Origin of the sequence: Amycolatopsis bullii, from assembly GCF_014654205.1 — a bacterium.
Classification (GTDB): domain Bacteria; phylum Actinomycetota; class Actinomycetes; order Mycobacteriales; family Pseudonocardiaceae; genus Amycolatopsis; species Amycolatopsis plumensis.
Genome location: NZ_BNAW01000062.1, coordinates 1 through 13,486, shown reverse-complemented (window position 1 = coordinate 13,486; position 13,486 = coordinate 1). Strand labels below are relative to the sequence as shown.

The 13,486-nt window shown below is 73.4% G+C and carries 10 protein-coding genes; 6 read left to right on the top strand and 4 right to left on the bottom strand.

All coding sequences use genetic code 11. The features are described from left to right. Positions 1-18: 18 nt before the first annotated feature. Together metK and IE317_RS39415 are read left to right on the top strand one after the other, a co-directional pair. Positions 19-1,230 carry a methionine adenosyltransferase gene (gene metK / locus IE317_RS39420; protein WP_191316512.1) on the top strand — a complete coding sequence of 404 codons (1,212 nt, stop codon included), beginning with the start codon at positions 19-21 and terminating at the stop codon, positions 1,228-1,230. Positions 1,231-1,393: 163 nt separating this feature from the next. Beyond that, a complete protein-coding gene (locus IE317_RS39415) occupies positions 1,394-3,490 on the top strand; it encodes a primosomal protein N' (protein ID WP_191316473.1) in 2,097 nt (698 codons plus the stop codon). Here the strand turns inward: IE317_RS39415 and IE317_RS39410 are convergent. Further along, the gene (locus IE317_RS39410; protein ID WP_191316472.1) at positions 3,487-4,518 is read right to left on the bottom strand and encodes a hypothetical protein; all 1,032 of its coding nucleotides are present in this window, start codon (positions 4,516-4,518) and stop codon (positions 3,487-3,489) included. The two genes, IE317_RS39415 and IE317_RS39410, sit on opposite strands and share 4 nt — an antisense overlap. Positions 4,519-4,673: 155 nt before the next feature. Here IE317_RS39410 and ggt point away from each other — a divergent pair, with 155 nt between their 5' ends. The 4 genes from ggt to IE317_RS39390 all read left to right on the top strand — a co-directional run bounded on the left by ggt (position 4,674) and on the right by IE317_RS39390 (position 9,820). Next, positions 4,674-6,470, top strand: coding sequence for a gamma-glutamyltransferase (gene ggt, locus IE317_RS39405; protein WP_191316471.1), 1,797 nt, complete (start codon positions 4,674-4,676; stop codon positions 6,468-6,470). Positions 6,471-6,978: 508 nt separating this feature from the next. Continuing rightward, positions 6,979-7,905, top strand: coding sequence for a methionyl-tRNA formyltransferase (fmt, locus tag IE317_RS39400; RefSeq protein WP_191316470.1), 927 nt, complete (start codon positions 6,979-6,981; stop codon positions 7,903-7,905). Then, a complete protein-coding gene (locus IE317_RS39395) occupies positions 7,902-9,326 on the top strand; it encodes an RsmB/NOP family class I SAM-dependent RNA methyltransferase (protein WP_191316469.1) in 1,425 nt (474 codons plus the stop codon). The genes fmt and IE317_RS39395 overlap by 4 nt, the downstream gene beginning before the upstream one ends. Beyond that, positions 9,323-9,820: a flavoprotein gene (locus tag IE317_RS39390; protein ID WP_191316468.1), complete on the top strand. Its 498-nt coding sequence runs from the start codon at positions 9,323-9,325 to the stop codon at positions 9,818-9,820. The genes IE317_RS39395 and IE317_RS39390 overlap by 4 nt, the downstream gene beginning before the upstream one ends. Positions 9,821-9,967: 147 nt before the next feature. Here IE317_RS39390 and IE317_RS39385 read toward each other — a convergent pair whose 3' ends face one another. The 3 genes from IE317_RS39385 to IE317_RS39375 form a co-directional block, all read right to left on the bottom strand. Next, entirely contained in the window at positions 9,968-11,062 is a 1,095-nt protein-coding gene (locus IE317_RS39385; RefSeq protein WP_229903156.1) for a serine hydrolase domain-containing protein, read from the bottom strand. 102 nt (positions 11,063-11,164) lie between these two features. After that, entirely contained in the window at positions 11,165-12,559 is a 1,395-nt protein-coding gene (phoA, locus tag IE317_RS39380; RefSeq protein WP_191316467.1) for an alkaline phosphatase, read from the bottom strand. Positions 12,560-12,715: 156 nt separating this feature from the next. Continuing rightward, complete coding sequence (locus IE317_RS39375; RefSeq protein WP_191316466.1) at positions 12,716-13,375, bottom strand: response regulator transcription factor; 660 nt, start codon at positions 13,373-13,375, stop codon at positions 12,716-12,718. Positions 13,376-13,486 lie beyond the last annotated feature (111 nt).

Genomic DNA, 13,486 nt, shown 5'->3' with positions numbered 1-13,486 from the left:
GAGGAAGTGACGGCCACCGTGACCGCGTCCAGCAGCAGATTGTTCACCTCGGAGTCGGTGACCGAAGGGCACCCGGACAAGATTTGCGATGCCATCAGCGATTCGATCCTCGACGGCCTGCTGTCGAAGGACCCGCGCAGCCGCGTCGCCGTCGAAACCCTGATCACCACCGGCCAGGTGCACGTGGCCGGCGAGGTGACCACCGAGGCGTACGCCGACATCCCCACGATCGTCCGCGACGTCATCCTCAAGATCGGGTACGACTCCTCCGCCAAGGGCTTCGACGGCAACTCGTGCGGCGTCAACGTCGCCATCGGGTCGCAGTCGCCCGACATCGCCCAGGGCGTCGACACCGCGTATGAGGCACGCGTCGAGACAGGGTCCTCGGTCGAAGACGAGATCAACCGCCAGGGCGCCGGCGACCAGGGCCTGATGTTCGGCTACGCCTGCTCGGACACCCCCGAGCTGATGCCGCTGCCGATCGCGCTCGCGCACCGGCTGTCGAAGCGGCTGACCGCGGTCCGCAAGGACGGCGTGCTGCCGTACCTGCGCCCGGACGGCAAGACCCAGGTGACCATCGAATACGCCGGCGACCAGCCGGTCCGCCTCGACACGGTCGTCGTGTCCTCGCAGCACGCCGACGGCATCGACCTGGACCGGATGCTCAGCGTCGACGTCAAGGAGCACGTCGTCGGCCCCGAGCTCGAGAGCCTGGGCATCGACACCTCGAACGCGCGCCTGCTGGTCAACCCGACCGGCCGGTTCGTCATCGGCGGCCCGATGGGCGACGCCGGCCTGACCGGGCGCAAGATCATCGTCGACACCTACGGCGGCATGGCCCGCCACGGCGGTGGCGCGTTCTCGGGCAAGGACCCGTCCAAGGTCGACCGGTCCGCGGCGTACGCGATGCGCTGGGTGGCCAAGAACGTCGTCGCCGCGGGCCTGGCCCAGCGGACCGAGGTCCAGGTCGCCTACGCGATCGGCAAGGCGGCCCCGGTCGGCCTGTTCGTCGAGACGTTCGGCACCGAGACGGTCGACCCGTCGAAGATCCAGCAGGCCATCACCGAGGTCTTCGACCTCCGGCCGGCGGCGATCATCCGCGACCTCGACCTCCTGCGCCCGATCTACGCCCCGACGGCGGCGTACGGCCACTTCGGCCGTCCCGAGCTGGGCCTCCCCTGGGAGAGCACGGCCCGCGCCGAGGCCCTCAAGGCCGCAGCCGGCGCCTGACGCACGCTCCGCCGAAGGCCACCTCGGGTACTCCCCGAGGTGGCCTTCCGCGTGTCCCGGCAGGCATCTCGGGTGATGCCCCTCCAGACACGCGTGATGCCTCTCCGATCACGCGAGATGCCTCTCCGGTCACGGTGTCGGTGGGGTCTGGTAGAGATCAGGCGTGAGCAGTTCCGAGCCCGCCGCTCTCTGGGACCTCCCGGAGCAGCCGCCCGCACCCCGGGCGGCACCCTCGCGCGCCCGGAAGAAGCCGAAGCCGGGGGAGAAGGCCAAGGGTGCCCAGTCGCCCGCGCCCGAGCGGCCGGTCGCGCGGATCGTCGTCGACATCCCGCTGGCCCACCTGGACCGCACCTTCGACTACCTCGTCCCGGAGAAGCTGCACGAGACCGCCGTGCCGGGGTGCCGCGTCCGCGTCCGGTTCGCCGGGCAGCTGGTCGACGGCTACCTGATCGAACGCGGCGAGACCAGCGACTACGGCAGCAAGCTGGCGTTCCTGGACCGCGTGACGTCGCCGGAGCCGGTGCTGCCGCCCTCGCTGCACGCCGTCTGCCGGGCGGTCGCCGACCGCTACGGCGGCACGCTGTCCGACGTCCTGCGGCTCGCGATCCCGCCCCGGCACGCGAAGGCCGAGGGCGAGCCGCCACCGGCGCCGTCGGCTTCGCCGGACGCGCCCGACACCACGGCCTGGGCGCGCTACCAGCGCGGTCCGGCGTTCCTGGAGGCGCTGGGCGAGGGGAAGCCCGCGAACGCCGTCTGGCAGGCCCTGCCGGGCGAAGACTGGCCCCGCCGGCTGGCCGAGGCGGCCGGGACGGTGGCGGCGTCGGGCCGGGGGGCCGTGCTGGTGGTGCCGGACCACCGTGACCTGACCCGGGTGCACGCGGCCTGCGCGGCGGTCGTGGGCGAGGACGCCGTGGTCGCGCTGATCGCCGGGCTCGGGCCGGCCGAGCGGTACCGGCGCTGGCTGGCCGTGCTGCGCGGCGCGGTGCGGGTGGTCGTCGGCACGCGGGCGGCGATGTTCGCGCCGGTCCACGACCCGGGGTTGTTCGCCGTCTGGGACGACGGCGACGACCTGCACCTCGACCAGCACGCGCCGTACCCGCACGTCCGCGACGTCCTGATGGACCGCGCGCACGCGGCGAAGGCGTCCCTGCTGGTCGGCGGCTTTGCCCGGACGGCCGAAGCCCAGCTGCTCGTCGAGTCCGGCTGGGCCGCACCGGTGCTGGCGGACCGCGCGACGCTGCGGTCTTCGGCCCCGCGCGTCACACCGGTCGGTGAGGACTTCGACGTCGCCCGCGACGAGGCCGCCCGGGTGGCGCGCCTGCCGGCGGTGGCGTTCGAGGCGGCGCGTCAGGCGTTCGCCGCGGACCTCCCGGCGCTGGTCCAGGTCCCGCGGCGGGGATACGTCCCCGGCCTGGCCTGCGGAAACTGCCGGACACCCGCGCACTGCCGCCGCTGCGCGGGCCCGCTGGCCCTGCCGGGCGGCTCGCTCGACGGGCAGCCGAAACCCCCGGCGTGCCGCTGGTGCGGCGTCCCGGAAACGGCGTTCCGCTGCACGGCGTGCGGCTCGGTCCGGCTGCGCGCGGTGATCGTCGGCGCCAAGAGGACGGCGGAGGAGCTCGGCCGCGCGTTCCCGGGCGTCCCGGTCCGCACGTCGGGCGCGGCGGAGGTCCTGGAGTCGGTGCCGGGCAAGCCGGCGCTGGTGGTGTGCACGCCGGGAGCGGAACCGGTGGCGGAAGGCGGCTACGGCGCGGCCCTGCTGCTGGACGGCTGGGCGCTCCTGGGCCGCCAGGACCTCAGGGCGGGCGAGGAGACCCTCCGCCGCTGGATGGCGGCGGCGGCCCTGGTCCGCCCGGCATCCGCGGGCGGCCGCGTGATCGTCGGCGCGGAGGCGGGGCTGGCGGTGGTCCAGGCCCTGGTCCGCTGGGACCCGGCCTGGCACGCGGCCCAGGAGCTGGCGGAACGGCGGGAGCTGGGCTTCCCGCCGGCGATGCGGATGGCGAGCGTGGAGGGCAGCCCGGACGCGGTGGCGGGCCTGCTGGCGGACCTTCCGCTCCCGGAGTCGGGCGAGGTGCTGGGGCCGGTCCCGATCGGCGAGGTCGACGAAGAGGGCAACGCTGAGCGTGAGCGGGCCTTGGTCCGCGTGTCCCGCACTGAAGGGAAGGCGTTGTCGTCGGCCATCCACGCGGCCGCGGCGCGGCGGGATGCCCGGAAGGCCACGGAACCGATCCGCATCCAGGTGGACCCGCTGGACCTCATCTAGGCGGGAGGCGGGCCCGCGACGTAGACCGCCTTCTCGTCGGGTGTTTCGAAGCTGCCGCGGAACCACCACGGGTCCGGGTAGAGGCGCACGTAGTCCCCGCGGGTGCCGGAGACCTTCGGACGCCGGTCGGGCAGGCCCGTGGTGCGGAACGGGCCGGAATCCAGGTTGCCGATCGTGACGGTCTGCGCGAGCCCGTCGGCGACGACGTCGACGCCGATCCGCCACACGACGGCGAACCGGGTCGCCGAGGCGCGCACGTCCAGGACGGTGCTTTCCCCGGGCTGCAGCGAAATCGTCTTCTGGGCGAACACGGGTGCCGCCGGGTGCTGCGCGTCGAGGTCGAGATCGGCTTTCTCGACTTCGTCGGACCCGTCGGGCGGCGTGTAGAGGATCGTCGCGGACAGGGGAGCGCTCTTCTTTTCCACGAGCGCCTTCACCCCGACGACGCGGACGGGCTGGTCGATGGCCTGCACGACGACCGTGGCCCGGATGGCTCCGACGTCGAACGACCCGTGGGCGCGCATCCACGCGAGCGCGGTGTCGTCCGGGCCCGAGTTCCCGAAGGACTCGGCGGCGACCACCCGGTTGAGATCGGCCATCTCGGCGGCGGACAGCTTCGTGGGGAACGCGAAGGCGTTGTACACGGTGGGCACGCCGGTCTCCCGGGTGGATCCGGTCGCGTTCGTCGCCGGGGCCGCCGGGGCCGCGGTGGACGGCGGAGGTGAGGCGGGGGCCGTCGAACTCGTCGGTGCCGAAGGTGGGGTGGAGGCCGGAGTGGCGCCCGTCGGCGGCGAAGTGGCGACGACGGTCGCCTTGACCACCGGCCTCGACGGGTCGATGGCGTTGAGCACCCGCGGGATGTAGAGGACACCACCCCACGCGAGCAGGGCGCCGAATACCGCGGTGACCGTGAAGACGACCGGTTTCGAAGCCAGTTTCAGCGCTTTCGCGCCGCGCGATTCCTGCGGTTCCGGCGCCTCCTGTGCCTTCGGGTGGCGCCGATTCTTTCGTTTGTTCCTGGAGTTCACTTCCGCCCCTCCGCGGCCGCCGGAAATCGGAATCGGCCGCCTCGTTCCCCGAGGCGCGATTCTGCGGCAGATCGAAGATCATGTCGAGCGTCCATCCGGCGGGCGCGTCCCGCCGGCGCTTGTAGCCGGGCGGGGCAAGGGGCAGACTCGCCCGCATGCCCGCGCACTGGAGCCGCACCACGCTCGTCCTGGCCGCCGCCGCCGCGCTTACCGCCGGTGTCGCCGTGCCCGCCACCGCCGCCACGCCCACGCCGAAGTCGCCGGTCGCCGTCGGCTTCGGAGGTGCTGTCGCCAGCATCGACGCCGACGCCACCGCGATCGGCACGCAGGTCCTGCGCGACGGCGGGAACGCCGTCGACGCGGCCGTCGCGGTCGCCGCCGCGCTCGGCGTCACCGACCCGTTCTCCGCCGGGGTCGGCGGCGGCGGGTTCTTCGTCTACTACGACGCCAAGACCCACCGCGTGCACACGCTCGACGGCCGGGAGACCGCCCCGCAAACGGCCGACGAGAACCTCTTCCTCGAGAACGGGCAGCCGCTCCCGTTCGCCGACGCCGTCACCAGCGGCCTCAGTGTCGGCGTGCCCGGCACGCCCGCGACCTGGGCCGAGGCGCTGCGCAAGTGGGGGACGCGCTCGCTGGCGAAGTCTCTGAAGCCGGCGGAGAAGCTCGCGCGCGACGGGTTCGTCGTCGACCAGACGTTCCAGACGCAGATCGCGAACAACGCGGCGCGGTTCTCCGCGTTCCCGTCGACGCGGTCGCTGTACCTGCCGGGCGGCGCGCCCCCGGCGCCGGGGACGGTGTTCAAGAACCCCGACCTCGCGGCCACGTACGCGCAGCTCGAGCGTTCCGGCGTCGACGCGCTGTACCGCGGCCCGATCGGCGCGGACATCGCGAAGACGGTGCAGAAACCGCCGGTGGACCCGGCGTCGACGCTGAAGGTCCGGCCCGGGAACCTCACCACGGGCGACCTCGCCGCCTACCGCGCCATCGAGCGCGACCCGACCCACGCCCGGTACGAGGGTCTCGACGTCTACGGCATGCCGGCGCCGTCGTCCGGCGGGCTGACGGTCGGGGAAGCGCTCAACATCCTGGAGAACTTCGACCTGAAGCACGCGAGCAAGGCCGACTACCTGCAGTACTTCCTGGAGTCGACCCGCTTCGCCTTCGCCGACCGCAACCGCTGGATCGGCGACCCGGCGTTCGTCGACGTCCCGGCGCGCGAGCTGCTGCGCCAGCGGTTCGCGGACACCCGGGCGTGCCTGATTTCGAAGGACAAGGCGGCGACGAGCCCGGTGGCCCCGGCCGACCCCCGTTATCCGACCCCGTGCGCCGCGGGGACGACGGCCGCGCCGACGCCGTACGAGGGCGAGAACACGACGCACCTGACGGTGGCGGACAAGTGGGGCAACGTCGTCGCGTACACGCTGACGATCGAGCAGGAGGGTGGCAGCGGCATCGTGGTGCCGGGTCGCGGGTTCCTGCTGAACAACGAGCTGACGGACTTCTCGTTCACGCCGGTGACGCCGGGCGTGCCGGACCCGAACCTCCCGGGCCCGGGCAAGCGGCCGCGCTCGTCGATGGCCCCGACGATCGTCCTGGACCACGGCCGCCCGTTCTTCGCGACGGGCTCGCCGGGCGGAGCGTCGATCATCACGACGGTGCTCCAGGTGATCCTCGGCCGCCTCGACCGCGGCTTGTCCCTCGAGCAGGCGATCGCGGCCCCGCGCGCATCCCAGCGCAACTCGGCGGCGGCGCAGGTGGAGCAGGCATTCCTGGACCAGCCGGAGACGGCGGACCTGAGGGCACGCGGCCAGGGCTTCTCGACGGCCCCGGCGGAGATCGGCGCGGCGACCGGAGTGGAGCGCCTGCGCGACGGCCGCTGGCTGGCCGCGGCAGAACCGGTGCGGCGCGGCCAGGGTGCGGCCCAGGTGGTGTGGCCCACGCGCTGGTAGGTCGGAAACGTCGCGAACGACTCATTCGCGACGCCGGGGCCGGGACCTTCGGCTCGCCCCCGGCAGAGGACGCCCACCAACCACACCCCCTGCCGGACCGATACGCAGCCACCTCAGCGGCCGTCAGGCCGTGTCAAGGCACGCTTTCCCGCCTTGACACGGTCTGGCGGCCGTTGAACAATCCGGTGTTCGGGCCGGCGGGGAAACCCCGGCAGAGTTTCCAGCGAAGCAGCTTTCCGGCAGCCAAAGCCCGGCGATGTCGCCGAAAAACATCCCCACGCCTCGGGGGCGCCCCCCGGGTCCAGCGTATCGCCGGAGTCCGACAGAAAGCCGGGAAAAGCCCCCGCAACCCACCCGGTCGTCCCCATCCCAACCCCCCTGTGGACAACCCCCGCCAACCTGCTGATCGGCACATCGGGGCACTGGCGCGCCCGGCCCGACGGCGCCTTCTAGACTCGGCCCCGATGTTCCAGCCACCTGAAACCCTGCTTCCGCCGGGGGTGGGCCGATGAAGCTCGTCTTCGCCGGCACCCCCGACCCGGCGGTCCCCGCCCTGCGTGCCCTGCTCGAGTCCGGGCGGCACGAGGTCGTCGCCGTCGTCACCCGCCCGGATGCGCAGGCCGGGCGCGGCCGTCGCGTCGTGCGGTCGCCCGTCGGCGCCCTCGCCGACGAACACGGCATCGAAGTCCTCACGCCCGCGCGCGCCGGTGATCCGGCCTTCCTCGCGCGGCTGGCCGAGCTCGCGCCGGACGCCTGTCCCGTCGTCGCCTACGGGGCGCTGCTGCCGCAAGCCGCCCTGGACATCCCGCGCCTGGGCTGGGTGAACCTGCACTTCTCGCTGCTGCCCGCGTGGCGGGGCGCCGCGCCCGTGCAGGCCGCGATCCGCGCCGGGGACGAGATCACGGGCGCCTCCACCTTCCGGATCGTCAAGGAACTGGACGCCGGCCCGGTCTACGGTGTCGTCACCGAGGCGATCGGGGCCACCGACACCGCCGGCGAGCTGCTCGGGCGGCTCGCGGAGTCCGGGGCCAAGCTGCTGCTGTCCACCATGGACGGTCTGGCCGACGGCAGCCTCGTCGCGCGCGAGCAGCCCGCCGAGGGCGTCAGCTACGCGCCGAAGGTGACGGTCGAGGACGCGCGGGTGTCCTTCGCCGACCCGGCGTCGGCGGTCGACCGGCAGATCCGGTCGGTCAGCCCGGACCCGGGCGCGTGGGCGGAGTTCCGCGGGGAACGCTTCAAGCTCGGCCCGGTCACGGTGCTCGACGAACCCGGCCCGCCGCCGGGCGAGATCGTGGTCGAACGCAAACGGGTGCTGGTCGGGACGGCGACGAAGCCGTTGCGGCTCGGCGAAGTCCAGGCACCCGGCAAGAAACGGATGGCGGCCACCGACTGGGCGCGCGGTACGAGGATCGACCAGGGAGAGCGCCTCCGGTGAACGACCACAGGGAACGACGTCCGTCACGGCCGCAGCGGGGCCGTCCGGCACCGCGCAAGGAAGGGCCGCGCCGCCCGCCGGAGGTCGATCCGGCCCGCCAGGCCGCGTTCGACGTGCTCGCGGCCGTCCGGACGAAGGACGCCTACGCCAACCTCGTCCTGCCGGACCTGCTGCGCGAGCGGCGGATCACCGGCCGGGACGCCGCACTGGCCACCGAACTCGCCTACGGCACCTCGCGGGCGCAGGGCCTGCTCGACGCGATCATCGAGTCCTGCGCCGAGCGCCCGCTCAAGCAGACCGACCCGGCGGTGCTCGACGCGCTGCGCCTCGGCGTCTACCAGCTGCTGCGCACCCGCATCCCCGAGCACGCCGCCGTGACGTCCACTGTGGACTTGGTGCGGGCGGAAGCCGGTTCGTGGGCCACGGGTTTCGCGAACGCCATCCTGCGCAAGGTGTCCGAAAAGGACGAAGCGGCGTGGCTCGACGAACTGGCGCCGGACGAGGCCGCCGACCCGATCGGGGCCTACGCGCTGCGCACGGCGCACCCGCGCTGGATCGCCCGCTCGTTCGCCGAGGCGCTCGGTGACAAGGGAGCCGGCCTCAAGGCGGCCCTGGAAGCCGACGACGCGCGCCCCGAGGTGCACCTCGTCGCCCGCCCCGGCGAAATCAGCGCCGACGAGCTCGCCGCGATCACCGGCGGCGACCCGGCGCCGTACTCGCCCTACGGCGTGCGCCTGCCCGCGGGCGCCGGCGACCCGGCCGACGCCGAACCGGTCCGCGAGCGGCTGGCCGCGGTCCAGGACGAAGGCAGCCAGCTCTGCGCGATCGCCGCGACGAAGGTGCCGCTCGAAGGTTCCGACGAGCGCTGGCTCGACCTGTGCGCCGGCCCCGGCGGCAAGGCGGCGCTGCTCGGCGCGCTGGCCGCGCTGAGCGGGGCGACCGTCGACGCCGTCGAGAAGGCGCCGCACCGCGCGAGGCTCGTCGAGAAGGCCACGAGCGGCCTGCCGGTGAAGGTGCACGTGGCCGACGGACGGGAGAGCGGTCTCGAACCGGGCTACGACCGGATCCTCGTCGACGCGCCGTGCAGCGGCCTCGGCGCGCTGCGGCGGCGGCCGGAGGCGCGCTGGCGGCGTCAGCCGTCCGACGTCGCGGACCTGACGAAGCTGCAGGGCGAGCTGATCACCGCGGCCTACGAGCTGCTGCGGCCCGGCGGCGTGCTGACCTACGTCGTCTGCTCGCCGCACCTGGCCGAGACCGAAGGCGTCTTCGCGGAGACGGCGCGCCGGCTGAAGGCCGAGGTGCAGGACGCGCGCGAGTTCTTCCCGGGCGTCCCGGAGCTCGGCGACGGGCCGTACGTCCAGCTGTGGCCGCACCGCCACGGCACGGACGCGATGTTCTGCGCCGTGCTGCGCAAACCGTGAGGGACCTCGGGCTGGTCGCCGGCTCGTGCGGCGGGCTGGACACACGGTTCGCCGCCGAGCTGGCCCGCCCGGCGGCCGACCGCGGCTGGCGGACGGCGATCACGCTGACGCCGACCGCGCACCGCTGGCTCGAGGCAACCGGTGCGCTCGCCGAGGTCGCCGCCTGCACGGACCTGCCGGTCCGCAGCGTGTCCCGGCTGCCGGGCGAGCCGCGGCCGCACCCGGACCCGACGGTGTTCCTGTTCGCGCCGGCGTCGGCGAACTCGGTGGCCAAGCTGGCGCTGGGGATCGCGGACAACCAGGCCTTGACGATGCTCGGTGACGTGCTGGGCGCGCCCGGGATCACGATGGTGGTGGCGTACCAGATCCAGGACACCCGGGTTCACCACCCGGCGTGGCAGCGCCACCTCGACACCCTGGAGGGCGCCGGGGTGACGCTGCACCGCCTGGACGTGCGGCGGCCGTGGACCGAAGCGCTCGACCTGCTGCCCTGAGCTAGCCGCGGGGGCGCCCCCCGAATTCCACGCTACCGGTCACCACCGACAGTTTCGCGCGGCCCGCGGTCGCCGAACACCCGGCCCGCGGGGGCGCCCCCCGTCTTCCACGCTACCGGCCACCACCGACAGGTTCGGGTCGTCGGCCTAGGAACAGAACGCTGCATCCACAGCCGCGACCAGATGCTCGTTCGTGTCGGCCGGGGTCGGGTTTTCGTTCAGCACCACCGTCGCCCGCCGGTCTTTCGGACCCACTCCTGCGAAGTTCGTGAAGCCGATGATGCCCCCTTCGTGCCCCCACACCACTCCGCACGACAGCGGGATGCTGCCCAGGCCCAAGCCGTAGTCCGCGCCCGGGATGCCGAGGTCCGCCGGAACCGTGCGGCGCATCTCCGCCAGCTCGGCCGGGCGCAGCAGCCGGCCGCTCAGCAACGCGCCGTAGAAGCGGTTCAGGTCCGCCGGGGTCGAGACCAGGCCGCCCGCCGCCCAGGCGATCGTCGCGTCGAAGTCGCTGAAGTCGACCAGCTTCCCGGCGAACGGCAAGTAGCCCACCGCGTGCGGGGACGGCAGCCGCTCGTCGCCGCGGCGAGGCAGGTACGTGTCGTGCAGGCTCAGTGGCCGGGTGATCCGGCGGGCGATCTCCGTGTCGAGCGCATGGCCGGTCGCCTTCTCCACGAGCATCCCCGCCACGATGTAGTTCGTGTTGGAGTACGACCACTTCGTGCCCGGCGGGAACAGCGCCGGGTGCTTCACCGCCAGCGCCACCAGCTCGGCGGGCTCGGCGCCGCGGTGGCGCAGCGCCTCCGGGTCGCTCAGGTCGAAGTCCTGCAGGTAGTCCGGCACCCCGCTCGTGTGCTGCAGCAGCTGCCGGACCGTGATCCGCTCGTCGGGAAGCAGCCCCGGCAGGTACCGCGCCACCGGCGCGTCCAGCCGGACCCGGCCTTCCGCGACCAGCTGCAGGACCACCGTGGCGACGAACGTCTTCGTGACGCTGCCCGCCCGGTAGGAACCGTTGCGCGGGAACGGCTTCCCGGTGGTGACGTCACCCTGGCCGCTGCGGGTGACCTGCGTCCGCCGGCCGTCCTGGACGACCGCCACCGCCCCCGGTACGCCGTCCTGGACCGTCAGCACGTCCAGGCTCTCCTGGACCGGGTTCGCCGCCGCCAGCGCCGGTGCCGCCGTGGTGGCCGCGAGCAGCGCGACGAGCGTGCCGGCGGTGACGGCCCGCAATGACTTCCGCATGAGAAAACCCCCTGGTGTCTCGGTGTTCCCCACGCTAGGGACACCGGACATCAGGGGGTATCGGGGAGACCACCGGAAAGTCCCGGGGGTGTACCCCACCACTCAGCGCAGCTTGAGGGCCCGCTTCAGGGTGCCGAACAGGTCGGTCTGGTTGGTCAGGCCGACGATGTTGGCCGCCTGCGGGCCGAGGCCCGCGATGCGCACCTGGGTGCCCGTGTGCGACTGCGAGCCGCCCGCTTCCGCCGTGCCGTAGGCCAGCGTCATGTTCGCGCCCTCGTTGGTGATCAGGGTCGCGGTCAGGCCCGGCGTGGCGGCAGGCTCGACGATCTGGCTGCTGTGGCCGTGGTCGGCGGTCACCAGCACCAGCGTGTCCGGGTGGCTGCGGGCGAACGCCGTGCCCGCCGCGATCGCCGCGTCGAAGTCGACCGTCTCACCGATCTGGCCGCACGGGTCGGCCGCGTGGTCCTGCTTGTCGATGCTCGCGCCCTCGACCTGCAGGAAGAAGCCCTTGTCACTGCGGCGGTCGTCGAGCAGCTCGAGCGCCTTGCGGGTCTGGTCGGCCAGCTTCGGCTGGGTCGCCGGGAGCTTCGGGTTCGGCGCGCAGCGCGTGGGCGCGGTGCCGCCGTGCACGGCCGCCGGGCCGGTCCAGTTCACCGGCATGTTGCCGTCGGCGAACAGGCCGAGGACCGGCTTGCCCTTCTTCGCCGCCGCCAGGTCGGCCGCGGTGTTGACGACGGTGTAGCCGGCCGCCTTGGCCTGGTCCAGGACGGTCTTGCCCTTGAATTTGCCCGCCGTCACCTGCTGGTTGAAGTACTTCGCGCCGCCGCCCAGCAGGACGTCGGGTCGGGTCTGCACCAGCTGCTCGGCGATCGAGCCGAGGCCGCCGTTCTCCTTGGCGTTCTTCGCGCACTTCGCGGTCGTCTCGACCGGGCCCTTGCAGTCGCGGTTGACGACGTGCGCGCCGAGCACGGCCGGAGTCGCGTCCTGGACCTCGGCGGTGGTGACGTCGCCGGTGCGCAGCCCGTTGCGCTTGGCCAGCTCCAGGATCGTCGGGACGTCGTTGCCGTAGGCGTCGACGGAGATCGCGCCGTTGTAGGTCTTCGTGCCGGTGGCCCAGCCGGTGCCGGACGCGGCCGAGTCGGTGACGTAGTTCGGCTTGGCCGGGTTGTTCTGCTCGACCGCGTAGGTCGTGTAGTCGCCGGTGAGCGGCAGCTCGTCCATGGCGAGCCGGCCCGCGGCGCCGCGCTCGTAGTTGCGGGCGGCGGTGATCTCCGACTGGCCCATGCCGTCGCCGATGAACAGGATGACGTTGCGGGCGTGGCCGCCCTGGACCGCGGCGCGGACGTCGGCGGTGCGGTCACCGGTGCCGGCGGACGAACGCGCGTCGGCGTTGTCGGAGCCGTTGGTGGCCAGGGCGACCGGCGCGGCGGCGACCAGGGCGGCGCCGAGCGCGCCCGCGACGAGCCACCGGCGGCGGCCGGCGAACAGCGAAGCCATGTTTCTCCTCATTCACGAACTTCGGGGATAACGGCCCGGATTTCGGACACGGGCTATTAGTCCTCGTGCATGTGTGTCACGGGGAGACTGAAGGCGACCGGGGCATGACCGCCTGCCGAACTCCTGACTTCCCGCCGGTGACGGGGAGCACGTCGGTTATTGACCGGCGAGGTGTCCCGGCTTGACGACCCCGGCTTCGTACGCGATGACCACGGCCTGGCTGCGGTTCCCGGCGCCGAGCTTGGTGAAGATGTTGCCCACGTGGGTCTTCACCGTCTCCAGGCTGATCACCAGCGCCGCCGCGATGTCCTGATTGGACAGTCCGGTGGCGATGAGCCGCAGCACCTCGGCTTCGCGGCGGGTGAGCCTCTTCGCCGCCCGCGCGTGCTCGCCGCCCGGGACCCGCCCGCTCACCAGCCGCCGGATCGCCTCCGGGAACAGCAGGGACTCGCCGGCGGCCACCGTCCGCACGGCGTGCGCGATCTCCTCCTTGCGCGCCCGCTTCAGCAGGAACCCGCTGGCCCCGGCCAGCAGCGCTTCGTGCACGTAGTCGTCGTTGTCGAACGTCGTGACGACCAGGATCTTCGGGGGTTCCGCCAGCGCCGCGAGCACCTGCCGGGTGGCCTCGATGCCGTCCGTGCCGGGCATCCGGACGTCCATCAGCACCACGTCCGGCCGGGTCCGCCGCACCGCGTCCAGCACCTCGCCGCCGTCGGCCGCCTCGCCGACCACCGGCAGGCCCTGCTGCTCCAGCAGCGCCCGCAATCCGGTCCTGACCAGCGGCTCGTCGTCGGCGAGCAGCACCGTGGGCGTCACGCGCCCGCCCGCAGCGGGATGGACGCGCGCAGCCGCCACTGCTGCCCGTCCGGCCCGGCGTCGAGCTCGCCGCGCAGGGCTTCGACGCGCTCGGCGAGCCCGGCCAGCCCG

Excerpts from the sequence above, each read along its gene's own strand:
- IE317_RS39385 (WP_229903156.1), bottom strand. The coding sequence starts at position 11,062 with ATGCGGAAGTCATTGCGGGCCGTCACCGCCGGCACGCTCGTCGCGCTG.
- phoA (WP_191316467.1), bottom strand. The coding sequence starts at position 12,559 with ATGGCTTCGCTGTTCGCCGGCCGCCGCCGGTGGCTCGTCGCGGGCGCG.
- ggt (WP_191316471.1), top strand. The coding sequence starts at position 4,674 with ATGCCCGCGCACTGGAGCCGCACCACGCTCGTCCTGGCCGCCGCCGCC.
- fmt (WP_191316470.1), top strand. The coding sequence starts at position 6,979 with ATGAAGCTCGTCTTCGCCGGCACCCCCGACCCGGCGGTCCCCGCCCTG.